13 protein-coding genes are annotated in these 14,141 nt (G+C 38.9%); 4 read left to right on the top strand and 9 right to left on the bottom strand.

Annotated elements, in window-relative coordinates; genetic code table 11:
- Positions 1-14 precede the first annotated feature (14 nt).
- The 3 genes from ACKTS5_RS07085 to ACKTS5_RS07075 form a co-directional block, all read right to left on the bottom strand.
- Entirely contained in the window at positions 15-614 is a 600-nt protein-coding gene (locus ACKTS5_RS07085; protein ID WP_408043161.1) for a carboxymuconolactone decarboxylase family protein, read from the bottom strand.
- Positions 615-1,571 (bottom strand): MlaD family protein, encoded by a 957-nt coding sequence (locus ACKTS5_RS07080; protein WP_408043160.1) that lies wholly within the window; start codon positions 1,569-1,571, stop codon positions 615-617.
- Between the two features lie 66 nt (positions 1,572-1,637).
- The gene (locus ACKTS5_RS07075) at positions 1,638-2,936 is read right to left on the bottom strand and encodes an N-acetylmuramoyl-L-alanine amidase family protein (RefSeq protein WP_408043159.1); all 1,299 of its coding nucleotides are present in this window, start codon (positions 2,934-2,936) and stop codon (positions 1,638-1,640) included.
- A gap of 92 nt (positions 2,937-3,028) precedes the next feature.
- Here ACKTS5_RS07075 and ACKTS5_RS07070 point away from each other — a divergent pair, with 92 nt between their 5' ends.
- Positions 3,029-5,746: a putative LPS assembly protein LptD gene (locus ACKTS5_RS07070; protein ID WP_408043158.1), complete on the top strand. Its 2,718-nt coding sequence runs from the start codon at positions 3,029-3,031 to the stop codon at positions 5,744-5,746.
- Positions 5,747-5,784: 38 nt separating this feature from the next.
- Positions 5,785-6,165, top strand: coding sequence for a RidA family protein (locus ACKTS5_RS07065; RefSeq protein WP_408043157.1), 381 nt, complete (start codon positions 5,785-5,787; stop codon positions 6,163-6,165).
- 56 nt (positions 6,166-6,221) lie between these two features.
- Here ACKTS5_RS07065 and ACKTS5_RS07060 read toward each other — a convergent pair whose 3' ends face one another.
- The 5 genes from ACKTS5_RS07060 to ACKTS5_RS07040 all read right to left on the bottom strand — a co-directional run bounded on the left by ACKTS5_RS07060 (position 6,222) and on the right by ACKTS5_RS07040 (position 11,398).
- Positions 6,222-6,584 carry a methylglyoxal synthase gene (locus tag ACKTS5_RS07060; protein ID WP_408043156.1) on the bottom strand — a complete coding sequence of 121 codons (363 nt, stop codon included), beginning with the start codon at positions 6,582-6,584 and terminating at the stop codon, positions 6,222-6,224.
- Positions 6,585-6,639: 55 nt separating this feature from the next.
- Positions 6,640-7,635, bottom strand: coding sequence for a type I glyceraldehyde-3-phosphate dehydrogenase (gene gap / locus ACKTS5_RS07055; RefSeq protein ID WP_408043155.1), 996 nt, complete (start codon positions 7,633-7,635; stop codon positions 6,640-6,642).
- A gap of 151 nt (positions 7,636-7,786) precedes the next feature.
- Complete coding sequence (gene gap / locus ACKTS5_RS07050; RefSeq protein WP_408043154.1) at positions 7,787-8,782, bottom strand: type I glyceraldehyde-3-phosphate dehydrogenase; 996 nt, start codon at positions 8,780-8,782, stop codon at positions 7,787-7,789.
- 14 nt (positions 8,783-8,796) lie between these two features.
- Complete coding sequence (gene pfkA, locus ACKTS5_RS07045) at positions 8,797-9,783, bottom strand: 6-phosphofructokinase (protein ID WP_408043153.1); 987 nt, start codon at positions 9,781-9,783, stop codon at positions 8,797-8,799.
- Between the two features lie 268 nt (positions 9,784-10,051).
- Positions 10,052-11,398 carry a tetratricopeptide repeat protein gene (locus ACKTS5_RS07040; protein WP_408043152.1) on the bottom strand — a complete coding sequence of 449 codons (1,347 nt, stop codon included), beginning with the start codon at positions 11,396-11,398 and terminating at the stop codon, positions 10,052-10,054.
- A 230-nt stretch (positions 11,399-11,628) separates the two neighbouring features.
- Here ACKTS5_RS07040 and ACKTS5_RS07035 point away from each other — a divergent pair, with 230 nt between their 5' ends.
- Both ACKTS5_RS07035 and ACKTS5_RS07030 read left to right on the top strand, forming a co-directional pair.
- Complete coding sequence (locus ACKTS5_RS07035; RefSeq protein WP_408043151.1) at positions 11,629-11,970, top strand: DUF2853 family protein; 342 nt, start codon at positions 11,629-11,631, stop codon at positions 11,968-11,970.
- Positions 11,971-12,054: 84 nt separating this feature from the next.
- On the top strand, positions 12,055-13,482 hold the full coding sequence (locus tag ACKTS5_RS07030) for an L-serine ammonia-lyase (protein WP_408043150.1): 1,428 nt from the start codon (positions 12,055-12,057) through the stop codon (positions 13,480-13,482).
- 16 nt (positions 13,483-13,498) lie between these two features.
- On the opposite strand, the gene ACKTS5_RS07025 is transcribed toward ACKTS5_RS07030, so the two are convergent.
- Positions 13,499-14,140 carry a SanA/YdcF family protein gene (locus tag ACKTS5_RS07025; RefSeq protein WP_408043149.1) on the bottom strand — a complete coding sequence of 214 codons (642 nt, stop codon included), beginning with the start codon at positions 14,138-14,140 and terminating at the stop codon, positions 13,499-13,501.
- Position 14,141: the final 1 nt, after the last annotated feature.

The raw sequence follows: 14,141 nt of genomic DNA, 5'->3' as shown, positions 1-14,141 counted from the left end.
GTATTATTTGTTAGTTATTGATGATTCCAATCTGAATTTTCAGCACTGTTCGGCGACAATCCGAGGATGTCTCCTTCGGTAACCACTCCCAATCCAAGTACCGTTCTGTTAGCGTAATTAAAATAGCTAACCACTTGGTTAATTTCGAGAATTTCACCGTCTGAAAGTTGGTTATTTCTGAGCACTTCTATGTGCGTATTTGTTAACTGTGTAGGTGTTAAGGTAAGTAGTTTTGCATACTCAAATCCCGCCGAGCGCTTTTTGTCGAACTGCGTTGCTACCGTATCATTTTGTAACGCCTTAAAAATTTCACCTCCTTTTTCTTCTCCTATCAATCTCTTTAAGCCCGCCAAATGATGTGAAACACAGTATTCACATGAATTAAGCATACTTACAAACACGCCCAAAGCTTCTAAATACCACTTTGGGAATGTGTTTGCACTGTGGTGCAAAACATTTTTATACAGTGCCATGTGCCCCTCCATGGTATGAGGTCGCAAACTGTGAACTTTCATAATGTTGTCCACATTGTTCTTTGGCCCTGTTACTTTTTGGTATAACTTTTTTAATTTTCCAGTAGCCTCGTCAAATGGTATACTCTTAATCCAACTCATCTATTGGTTCGTAACATTTTTCGCGCTCTTTTCAGCATTGTAAGGTTTTGGCTTTTTTCCAAAAAGTGAGAAATGTACAAAACGCTTCGGATTTAACTTCATTTCGCGAAGTAACTCTTCCATTTCTTTACTTGCATTGGTCAAGTTCGTGTACATTGCGTCGTCTTTCATCAACTTTCCAAGCGTCCCTTTCCCTGACTTCATATCTGCCAATAAGCCATTGACATTTGTCAAAGTAGCTTCCAACTTTTTCACAGTTGCTCCCAAGTTTGCTTTCGCTAAATCATCCGAGACTTTTGCAAAATTTTCCGTCATTTTTTTGGCATTGGCCATGGTAGCTTCAATGTTCCCTTTGCTATTTGAAAGCGTTCCGTTAACCGTATGTAAGGTTTTACGAACGTCACCGATGGTGTATTCTAAACCTTTTATACTCTTTTTTAAACTCTCTCTTGTATCTTGATTGAGAACTTGATTTAAGGCGTGTACCAAACTGTCAACTCCCACTAGGGTATGCTCCAATTTCGGACTGATATTATCGCTGATTTTAGCCATAAAATCAGATTCAACAACACCTCTTAAATAATCTCCTGAAACAGCTTCTTCGCCGTCATAAACAGGGATTATCGCCAAATTCTGACCTCCCATAAAACCGGCAGAAGCCACTTTTGCGACACTGTTTTTTGAAAATTTAATTTTGTTCTGAACGATAAATTTCACGAGTAGCTTTCCCTTTTTATCCGGGTTAGGATTAAAGTTTATCTGAGCTATCTTCCCTACTTTTAACCCGTTGATGGTTACCACACTCGCCTCGTTGAGGCCACTGATATTATCGTATTCTACAAAAAAATATCGATCACTTGGATTGAAGATATCTTGACCTTTTAAAAAGTTATATCCCCATACAAATATTGCTATTGCGACTACCGCAAAAATTCCTGTTTTTAACTCCTTAGACATGCAAAAAAATTATAGTAGCGAAAATACTAATAATTTTTGGTAGAAACTGTCTAGAATATGTCTAAATTATAAGGTTTTTAATGCTTCTTTCACTGAAATCTTCACATTTCCTTTAAAAGCTACCACAAAGGCACCGGTGTGCCCAGCCTCACGTGCCTTAGCCTGTAATCGCTTTACCTCTTGAAAATCAGAAGTTTTCCCGTAAAAATACTTATAATAGCCTTCAATATATTTTGAATCGACTCCTCGCAATCCTTTAAAGTTAAAATTGGACGTACTTAATTTCGCTTTTGAAGCAGCAATTTGAACGCGGAAAACAACCTTGTTATCTTTCTTCTTCTCGACCGAAGTTTTCACTTTAGCCACTGGCGCTTTCTTAGTACTTGAAGTCTTTTTGGTTGTAGCCGCCACCACTTTCTTTTTGACTGGTGGGCTTACTTTTGTAGGAGTTTTTTTAATTTTCGTTTCAGCGACTTTGGTTTTCGCAGGAATCGTCTTCTTTTTAATCGGCGTTTTTTTCTTTATGACCTCCGTCTTCTTCTTAGTCTTCACCACAGTAAAACCAGAATTCACACTATTTAGTTTAAGTTGGCGAATGTATTTTTTAATTGCTTCCGCAATGGCCTTTGCCATTTTAATCTGCCCTCTTCTGGAATTCAAGAACCTCCCTTCAGGTCTGTTGGTCAAAAACCCTAATTCAACCAAAACACTAGGCATGATCGTTTCTCGTAACACCAAAAAATTATCTTGTTTTACTTTTCTATCAAATCGCCTCAAGTTCGAAAAATTGGTTTGTATTAATCCAGCGATTAGTAAGCTATTGTCCAAATTTGTTTCTTGCATCAATGACAATCCTATCAGCGATTCTGGAGAATTTGGATCGTAATCGTAGTTTTGCTTGTAATTGTCCTCTAGTAAAATTACGGCATTCTCCCTTTTTGCAATTTCCAAATTCTTGCTATTCCCCCTTAGTCCAAGAACAAAAGTACCCGCTCCATGAGCACGTTCTTTGCTGTAGGAATCACAGTGAATAGAAACGAACAAATCTGCTTTTTTATCATTGGCTATCTTAGCCCTGTTGTGCAGCTCGACAAAAACATCTCTTTTTCGAGTGTACACTACTTCGACATCTTTCGCCGTCAATAATTCCTTTCCTACATCTAAGGCAACGCGAAGGGCTATCTTTTTTTCCTTGTATCCATTTCCTAAATTCCCAGGATCCTTTCCCCCGTGCCCAGCATCAAGAACAACGACATATTTCTTTTGTGCAAACGCCTGGTTGCTAAGGCCAAACACAAGCCCTGCCATAAAAAAAAGAATTGTTAGGCTTTTGATGGTATATTTGCTGAATTTTAAGATTTTCATCAATAAATTTTAAGTAATTTTGGTCTTTAAAATTTGTGAACACAAATAGTAAGCCATAAATTTAATTTAACACAAAAATAGTATTTATAATATTGCGAACAAATCTCACTTACATACTTTTAGCATTCTGCCTCTTTAGCTTTCATGTAATAAATGCGCAAGAAATAGGTAAAAAAGGCATTGATCCGGTCAAACCCGTTGCTACAAAAAAAACTGCTACACCTAAAGATACCATTTTTAATGCAAAAAAAGATGCGCTTTTAGAACAACCTTTTGATTCCATAAAGAAGGACAGTATTGCGAAACCAAAAGAGGTCATTGATGGTAAAATTACTCATGATGCCCAAGATTATACCATTCAAAATGCAAAAGACCAAACGGTGACGTTGTACAATAAGGCACATGTTACGTATACAGATATCGATTTAAAAGCCGGTATCATTATTATCGACTACAAAAACAACACGCTTTATGCGAAAGGAATTAAAGACAGTTTGGGCTACCACCAACGTCCCCAATTTAAACAAGGAGGGCAAGAGAGCGAGCAAGATTCCATTCTTTTTAATTTCAAAACCAAAAAGGCTCTCATCTACAATGTAAAAACCGATCAAAACGGAATTATTACCTACGGAGAGAAGACCAAACGCGTCAATGATTCGACTATATATATGCGTAAACTGCGTTTTACCACTTCGCAAAAGAAAATTCCAGATTACTATATTGCCACCAATAAGGCAAAATTAGTTCCTGGTAAAAAAATAATTGTAGGAGCCAGTCATTTGGTATTAGCCGATGTACCCACTCCTTTATTCTTGCCTTTTGCCTATTTTCCGCTCACCGATAAAAGAACCTCTGGTTTTATCATTCCAACTTGGGGAGATAGTAATAGCCAAGGATTTTTCTTACAAAACGGAGGGTACTACTTCGCATTGAGTGATTATTTTGATCTGACTATGCTCGGAGACATTTACACGAACGGAAGTTGGGGACTGCGCGGTGATTCAAATTATTACGTTCGTTATAAGTTTAGTGGTAGCTTTAGCATTCGCTTTGAAAATATTATTCAAGGTATTCGAGGGCTTAGCGACTACAGCAAGTCATCGAATTTCAATATCCGATGGAACCACAGTCAAGATTCTAAATCGAGTCCAAATTCACGATTTTCTGCCTCGGTTAATTTAGGAAGTAGCCAGTACTACAATCAATCGTTAAACGAGTTTAATAACTCACAGCGATTGACCAACACCTTGAGTTCCTCAATTTCTTATTACAAGAAATTTGTCGGGACTCCGTTCAATATGAACGTTACTGCTACACACTCGCAAAACACCAATAATAATGCGATTACCATGACGCTTCCATCCTTACAGCTGAACATGGATCGCATCTATCCCTTTGCTGGAAAGAACGGTGTAAAGAAAAATCCTTTACAAAAAATGGGACTTAACTACAGTATGAGTGGTGAGTACCGTATCAATACAACGGATGCCGACTTTTTTAAACCTAAAATGTTTAGAGAGGCCAATGCAGGTATCCAACACAATCTGAATGCAAACACCAATATTAAGGTGCTAAAACACTTTACCCTTGCCCCTACGGCTACGTATAAGGATGTTTGGTATTTTAGAAAAATCAACAAGCGCTTTGACCCTACAGCTACGAACCCTGTTAACGGAAATACCGGTGCTGTGGTCAATGATACCATCAGCGGTTTTACTCGCTTTAACGAATACAGCGTAGGTATGTCTTTATCGACAAACATATACGGTACTTTTAACTTCAAAAAAGGACGACTAAAAGCAATACGCCATACCATTCGACCTTCTATTTCATATAATTATCGTCCTAATTTTGCAGATGCTCATAACTTGACGGTTCCGACAACCAACGATCCCAATACGGACCTACTTACCTATTCCCCTTTTGACGGAGGAATCTACGGAACGCCAGGACCAGGAGTATCGAATATTGTAGGTATTGCCTTAAACAACGTATTGGAAGCCAAAGTAGCCCCCAAGGATCCCGATAGTGAAGAAGAGGATAAAAAAATAACCATCCTAAATAACTTAAACTTTAGCACCTCGTACAATTTTGCTGCCGACAGTTTGCGCTGGAGCCCAGTAAGTGCCAGTGCAGGAACCCGCTTGTTTAGCGACAAACTTGCGCTTAACGTCAATGCAACACTCGATCCGTACCGAATTAATAGCAAAGGACAGCGCATTAATCAATTTAACTCTGGAATCTTCCGTGTTACCAATGTAGGAGTATCCGCAAACTACTCTATTTCGAGCAAGGATTTTGAAAAGGAGAAAGACGAAGATAAAAACAAGAAAAAAGATACTCAAAGTGGAAACGGTGCACAAAATACCCCAGACGTATTCGGACAAAACATGAATACGACAAACGGTTTTGCTACCGGACTCGGGAGTAACAGAAACAGTAATGAAACGAAAGTAGAGAAGCTCTACAATGCTAAAATTCCCTGGACCCTTAACTTAATTTACATTATGAATTACACCAACACCGGACTTACCAGTGGTATTGGTAATCACACCATGATGTTCAGCGGCGATGTGGAGTTATCCCCAAAATGGAAAGTAGGATTTTCTTCTGGATACGACATTAAAAACAACGCGTTTACTTTTACGAGATTAAACTTCTCTAGAGACTTAGATAGTTGGCGTTTTAACTTTAACTGGACGCCGTTCGGAGTACAATCGGCCTACTATTTCTTTATCGGTGTAAAATCGTCTGTATTAAGCGATTTAAAGTGGGACAAAAACAGACCACCCGACAGAGTATTGTTCTAAGCACTACCCTATTTAAAAACGAATCAAACAAACACGACATGAAAAAAATAATCACAACAGACAAAGCACCTCAACCCATAGGCCCATACAACCAAGCTGTCTTGAGCGGGAATACTTTGTACACTTCTGGTCAAATTGCACTCGATCCTGAAACCGGCGAGCTCGTAACAGGGACTATTGAGGACGAAACTAAGCAGGTAATGGAAAATATGAAGGAAGTATTGGCTGCCGCTGAAATGACCTTTGAAAACGTTGTAAAAACGAGTATTTTCATTTCAGATATGAACAACTTCTCGAATATCAACGCAGTTTACGGAACCTATTTCGACGAGGCAACAGCTCCAGCTAGAGAAACTGTAGAGGTAGCCAACTTACCGAAATTTGTCAATGTAGAAATCAGTATGATTGCCATTAAGTAATCCGATTTTTAATTAAAAAAGAAACGTCCTGCTGCAAATCGCATCAGGACGTTTTTTTATATAGACCTAATCAACAACTCTGCCGTCGCAGGATTCGTTGCTAAAGGTACATTGTGTACATCACACAATCGCAGTAACATTGAGATATCAGGCTCGTGCGGATGCTTTTCATGAGGATCTCGAAAAAACAACACCATAGCACAGCTACCTTCCGCTACGCGGCTCGCTATTTGAGCATCCCCTCCATAAGGACCAGAAAGTAATGCCTCCACCTCAAATCCAGCTTCACGAGCTCTGGTACTCGTAGTTCCGGTTCCGATCAATTTAATTCGCTTTTGCTTTAACACCTCTTGATGCTCCTCCAAAAAGGCGATCATCTTTGTTTTTTTCCCATCGTGGGCAATAATTGCTATCTCCATAATTCGCTAAAAAAACCCGCGTAAAGCGGGTTCGTTTTTATTTATTTAACTCATACTATGATAAGCTTGCGGCATGCAGCATTAAATCAATAATTTTTGTCGCATAACCAAATTCATTATCATACCATGATATCACTTTAAAAAAGTTTTCATTTAACTCTAAACACGCATCCGCATCAATAACAGAAGTTCGGGGTTCCGATACAAAGTCTTGTGATACCACTTCGTCTTCAGTATACCCGAGTATTCCTTTTAATTCACCTTCAGACGCCGACTTTAAGACACTCAATATTTCTTTTAAAGAGGTCGCTTTTTCGGTTCTAAACGTCAAATCCACTAACGATACATCGGGTACAGGTACTCTTACAGCCATTCCCGTTAGGCGTCCTTCCAGTTCCGGCATTACTTTAATTACCGCTTTGGCAGCTCCTGTACTCGTAGGAATAATATTGTTTACCACAGTTCTTCCTCGTCTCCATTTTTTGTTTGGGCCATCAACCACATTTTGAGTCGACGTGGCTGCGTGCACGGTAGTCATCAATCCTTCCTTTAAGCCAAAAGCATCGTGAATCACTTTTGTCAATGGGGCCAAACAGTTGGTTGTACAAGAGGCATTTGAAAAAACAGTTTCATCTGCTTTTAAATCCTGATGATTTACCCCCATTACGTACATATTAGCATCTTTTGAAGGCGCTGAAATAATCACCTTTTTAGCTCCTGCTTTCAAGTGCAAAGCCGCCTTGTCCTTATCCGTAAAAAAACCTGTAGACTCAATAACGTAGTCCACAGCTTCACTTGCCCAATTTATGGCCTCTGGATTTCTCTCTGCTGTGACTCTGATAGTATTTCCGTTAACAATCAAATTTCCGTCCTGTACCTCTACAGTTCCATTAAATCGACCGTGTACAGAATCATACTTTAGCAAATACGCTAAATAATCTACATCTAGGAGGTCATTTATAGCTACCACCTGCACTCCTTCTCTCTGTATCGCAGAACGAAAGGCAATCCTACCTATTCGTCCAAATCCATTAATCCCAATTTTAATCATTATCCTAATTTTAATTTCATGTACTAGACTCCTGTCACATACGAAGTAGCCTACTACACTATTTGGACATACAAATATAAACCATATAGAAACAAAAAAAACCGGTAGAATGTAATTTCCTACCAGTTTTTCAAATATTTTATATTCTCAGTTATAAAGAAGCAGCGTGCTCCACTAAATCAACTATTTTAGTTGAATATCCCATTTCATTATCATACCAAGAAACTAACTTTACAAAGTTATCTGACAAGGCGATTCCGGCATTCGCATCGAAAATAGAAGTTCTTGTATCTCCCACAAAATCTTGTGAAACCACTAATTCTTCAGTGTACCCTAAAATTCCTTTCATCGCTCCTTCAGAAGCCGATTTTATCGCTGCTTTGATAGCCTCATAGCTCGCTGGTTTTTCTAACTGTACGGTTAAGTCTACCACAGAAACATCCATGGTCGGTACGCGAAATGCCATTCCCGTTAACTTTCCGTTCAACTCAGGTATTACCTTTCCTACCGCCTTTGCTGCTCCCGTAGAAGAAGGAATGATATTGTGTAAAGCAGCTCTACCGCCTCTCCAATCTTTCATTGACGGACCGTCAACGGTACGCTGTGTTGCTGTACTCGCGTGTACTGTCGTCATTAACCCTTCTTTGATACCGAAATTATCATTCAACACCTTCGCTAACGGAGCCAAACAGTTGGTTGTACAAGAAGCATTTGAAAAAATAGTATCCTCAGCTTTCAACTCTTGGTGGTTCACGCCCATCACAAACATAGACGCATCTTTTGATGGCGCAGAGATCACCACTTTTTTAGCTCCTCCGGCAAGGTGTAAACTCGCTTTGTCTTTGGCTGTAAAGAATCCAGTACATTCCAATACGTAATCAGCACCTACTTCATTCCATTTGATTTCCTCAGGATTACGTTCAGCAGTTACACGAATTTCATTTCCATTGACTACCAATTTATCTCCCTTTACTTCTACTGTACCCTCAAAAGCTCCGTGTACAGAATCGAACTTTAGCATGTATGCTAAATAGTCTACATCCAATAAATCATTGATAGCAACCACTTGCACATTAGCTCTTTTCACTGCAGATCTAAATGCCAATCGTCCAATTCTACCAAATCCGTTAATCCCAATTTTAATCATATCTATTCTATTTTTTAAGTCGTCATGATGTCAGAAACTCGTAAGAGTTCTAAATCAATATTGTTAATTCCTTTAATTGCTTTTTCTAAATCTGTAGCCACTACTTCATTGTTTTGTAAGCCCACCATTAAATTGGTTTTCCCGTCAATGAGCAATTCTACAGCTTTTACACCTAATCTACTCGCAAGTACTCTATCGAAACACGTAGGCGAACCTCCGCGTTGCATGTGTCCTAACACAGAAACACGCACTTCGTATTCCTCAAGATTTTCTTCCACGTAATTGGCTAATTCATATACATTTTTCCCCGAACGATCTCCTTCAGCCACCACCACTATACTCGATGACTTTCCAGAGCGCTTACTCTTCTTTAAAGATTCGAGCATTCTATCTACTCCTAAATCTTCTTCTGGAATCAAAATTTCTTCAGCTCCTGCACCTACTCCGGCATTTAAGGCTATAAACCCGGCGTCGCGTCCCATAACCTCCACAAAAAACAGACGGTTATGAGATGAGGCTGTATCTCTAATCTTATCGATTGCCTCCATGGCTGTATTCAGTGCTGTATCATACCCTAACGTATGTGAAGTTCCATAAATATCATTATCGATGGTCCCTGGAATTCCGACTACTGGAAACTTGAATTCTTGATTAAAAACAACACCTCCTGTAAACGAACCATCTCCACCAATAACCACTAAGGCATCGATATTGTGTTCAATTAAATTCTGATAGGCTTTTTCACGTCCTTCTGGCGTCATAAATTCTTTGGATCTCGCCGATTTCAGTACCGTCCCTCCTTTGTGAATAATGTTATTCACACTTCTGGCAGTCATATTCGTAAAATCACCTTCTATCAACCCTTGATACCCACGGTATATTCCCACACATTCTGTTCTGTAATACGCACAGGTACGCACCACTGATCTGATTGCTGCATTCATTCCAGGAGCGTCTCCTCCTGAGGTCATTACTGCTATTTTCTTTATTTTATTTGCCATAATTTCTGTGTCAAATCTAGTTATTTTTTACGTTGATTTTCTCAAAAAAAACGAAATCGTTTTCGATAAAACACCCCGAAAACACTGCGTTTTCACTCTTTTAAGAGCTGGAAAAGCTACGTTTTTTTTTCAATAAAACGGGGTGTTTTTTGTTAATTTTAACATAACATTTGAAAAGTCTAGGCATAAAAAAAATCCTAACTCCACTAGGTGAAGTATAGGATTTCGAAACCTTATTTTTTTGGGGTTACTACTAGGAGTGCTCCCGCTAGTTGACCATATCTTTTGCTGCGCTTATCAATTCTTGTACGCGCTGGTTGTCATATACTGATGGGTACAGTTCTTTTACTATAAAATGATAGTCAAAATCAATAGCAAGACCGTTTTTCAAGTGTGTCAAACTGTATTCTTCCTTGTCCAAAATCATAAACAATCCGCACAAACGGTATTCAATTTCGGCAAATTCACGATATATTTTCTTGGCTCTAATCAACACTGTCAACGCTTCACTAAAATCCCCTAAGAAAAGTAAAATATCAGCTAGCGCTACGTAAATTTCAATTTCCTTATCACCTAAGCTAATGCAGCGATTAAATGCCTTTACCGCCTCTTCATAAAAATTCAACTTCAAGTTGATGTCTCCGTACCTCCTCCAATACAAAGCATTGGTTTCATCTATTTGAATGGCTTTATTTATGTAGTACAACGCCTTCGGATAATTATTACTTAGATAACAGGCATTGGTAAGCATCATCCACCCTCTGTCTAATAAAGGATCTTCATGTACTGCCTTTTTATAAAAGTGCATAGCCGTAGCTATATTATCCAATTTCTGATAGCATTCTCCGATTCGGATGTACGCAAAGGCCGTCGGGTCATCGAGTTCAAGAGTAATCAAGTAATTATCGATGGCTTCCTGATAATTTTTTAATTCTTCCAAGGTTTTGGCTTTTTCCAAATACCCTCCAATAAAACTATCGTCTATAATTACGGCAAAATCAAACGCTCGCAAGGCTTCTTCAAACATACCCAACTCAAAATACTGACGTCCTAACTGATGCCAAGCTACCTCACAGTAGGGATTTTTATCCAAATAGGCATTTAAAAACTTAATAGCGTCTTCATTTTTTTCCTCCATATCAAAACAATACACAATATTGTAAAGAGATGAATAGTCTTCGAAGTCCACTTCAATACATTTTGCAAAATTCAGACGCGCATTTTCATAGTCGTCTAAATACAGATATTCCATCCCCAACATAGACCAAACATCTTCTGGGGACTCGATAAATTCTAACGAGGCTTTTAAAACTTCAATGGCCTCTTTATGTTGTTTCTTTTTTGATAAAATTGTTGCTTTTTGAATAAACACCTCATCGTTGTGAGGTTCCACTGCTTCGATATCTGTTAATAACTTGATGGCTTCTGGCAGGTCACCATCGAACACTAAAAGCTCCACTTGCATCAGCTTTAACTGTATGGAAGTGGGGTGTTGTTCGAGCCCTAATTTAACGGCTTTCTTCGCTAAGGAATGCTTTCCTATATTCAAATAGTGCTCTATAATATACTCAAACTCTGTAGCATCGAAAAAATAGACGCTATTCGTTTTCAACATGGATTCAAATTTTGACACTGGCATAGGCTACGGATTTGAAATACACATAAATTTACAACAACAATGATGCCTAAAAACATTTAGCTACTTTTATTGTTAACAAAGTAATTAACAATTTTCTCCTAAAAACTGAGAGATTTCAGGGGCTGATTTGAGAGATTCAATAATTTTTCTATATTTGAAAGTATTAAAAAATTGAATCAAACAAATTAATCTTTAAACAAAAAATCATGAGCAAATTTGACGAAAAAGTTGCGTTGTACTCTAAGTTTATGAACGACAGAAACCTCGCGTTTAAAAGTGACCTTTTAACAGCTGTCACCAAAGGATTAGGTCCATCAATTTACAAAAAAGATGCCGAAACAGTTTCTGGATCGGATGCCAAAGAGTTATTGACCGTTAAAAACAATTTTTTAATTAAGAAGTTAGGATTAGAAGACGGACCTAAATTGGACGAAGCAATTCAAGAAGTAATGGAACGCATCGGTAAATCAGAGCGAAACAAATACCGTGCGGTCGTGTATTATATGTTAACCGAGAAGTTTAGTAAAGAAGCTATCTACGGTATGTAAATCACCAATAAACTAAATGAAAAATCCCGTGGTGTATGCTACGGGATTTTTTTTATTTTAGCCCTCAACAAACAACCTAAATTTATGTCACAATTTATCAGTGTATTTGACATGCTGAAAATCGGTGTGGGACCTTCAAGCTCACATACTTTAGGCCCTTGGAGAGCCGCACAACAATGGATTTCCAAGCTTAAAACAAACGGTATTTTTGATCGAGTAAGCCTCGTAAAAGTGGACTTGTACGGGTCATTATCTCTTACTGGAAAAGGGCATGCCACGGATTTGGCGGTACTCTTAGGATTGAGCGGAACCGATCCGGAATACATTCCTATCTCGGATATCGAACGTATTATTCAAGCCATTAATACGAGTAATACCCTGAATTTTAATGGAGAAAAAACGCTGCACTGTAATGCCGATTTAGTTGTTTTTAACAGAGATTTCTTGCCTTTTCATTCCAATGGACTTCGTTTTTATGCTTTTGACAGCACTGGAGAAGAACTTTCATCAGAAACCTACTATTCTATAGGAGGTGGCTTTGTCATTCAAGAATCAGCAGCGAGTAATGACGATAAGGAAATTAATAAGAAAAATTTCCCGTTTCCTATTAACCGTGCTACAGAATTAGAAGCGTACTGTTCAAAAGAGAACAAGCTCATCTCTGAAATAGTATTTTTAAATGAATTGGAGTTGGCCGATCAAGCCACTATTGACAGTGAGTTAAACCGCGTGTGGGAAACTATGCTCGAATGCATGTATATCGGATGTCACACCGAAGGAACGCTTCCCGGAGGTCTCAATGTAAAAAGAAGAGCTTTTGAGACCCACAAAAAATTAATTAAAGGGGCCACTTACAACAATCAACACGAATGGATAAAAGCCATTCGTAGTACAGAGGTAAAGTTTAGAGAAATCCTAAAATGGGTGAGCTGTTTTGCGCTAGCTGTTAACGAGGTTAACGCTGCTTTAGGTCGTGTGGTAACCGCTCCAACCAACGGAAGTGCTGGTGTAATCCCTGCAGTATTGATGTACTACTTAGTTATTGAAAATCACGAAGCTGATTTTGAACAGATCAAAAAATTCTTATTAGTGGCTGGTGAAATTGGAAGTATCTTTAAGAAAAATGCCACCATTTCAGCCGCGATGGGTGGATGCCAAGCAGAAATCGGAGTTTCTTCAGCTATGGCTGCTGCCGGATTAACAGAACTGCTCGGAGGTAGCCCTTCACAATGCTTAGTCGCTGCTGAAATTGCCATGGAACACCACCTAGGACTCACCTGTGACCCTATTGGAGGACTCGTTCAGGTGCCTTGTATCGAACGAAACGCAATGGGCGCTATCAAGGCTATCAACGCAGCTGAACTCGCCCTAGAAACAGATCCAAAATCATCTTTAGTACCCCTCGACAAAGTAATTGATACCATGTGGGAAACTGCCAAAGACATGAACAGAAACTACAAAGAAACCTCTGAAGGTGGATTGGCAGTGACTGTAGGTCTGGCAGATTGCTAACAATAAAACACTAGGGTTAAATTGTCACTTTGGGTCCAAGGAATTTCGGTCCTACACCGAACAAGATATCTAAAAACAATTTAACCCTAGCGAAATACTCGCGTACGGTTACCTTTAACCCATAGCGTCCAGATACTCCTTTTGCATTAAAAGCCACTGCTGCTATCCCTTTATTTTCGGCCAAATACAACGCTCTTTCATTATGAAATTTTTGTGATATCACAATCAATTCGTCTTGTCCAAAAACCTCTTTTGCTCGTACCACGGAATCCAAGGTTCGAAAGCCCGCATAATCCAAAACAATTCTAGATTCTGGAACGCCTCGCTTTACTAAATCCTCTTTAAAAGCCGTAGGCTCATCATACCTTTTACTACCATTATCACCACTTACTAAAATATAAGAGATTTTACCTGCCTTAAACAAGGCAACGGCAGCTTCGAGGCGATAGCTGTAGTACAGATTTACCTGTCCGTTCTTTAAATACTTTACCGTCCCCAATAAAAGCCCCACCTTTCGTGCGGGTACTTCCGTAACGGAGTCGTACATTTTTCCAGTAGCATTCTTTTTAACGAGCCAGTTACAACCGAAAATGAATAAGGTCCCCAGCAGTAAAACAGCCAAAATCGATTTCCAAAGCAATTTTTTTCGCAACAGCATA

This window comes from Tenacibaculum litopenaei (assembly GCF_964514025.1).
In the GTDB taxonomy this organism is placed as follows: Bacteria; Bacteroidota; Bacteroidia; order Flavobacteriales; family Flavobacteriaceae; genus Polaribacter; species Polaribacter litopenaei.
Note: the sequence above shows the minus strand (reverse complement) of the source record. Positions and strands in the feature narration are given on the sequence as shown.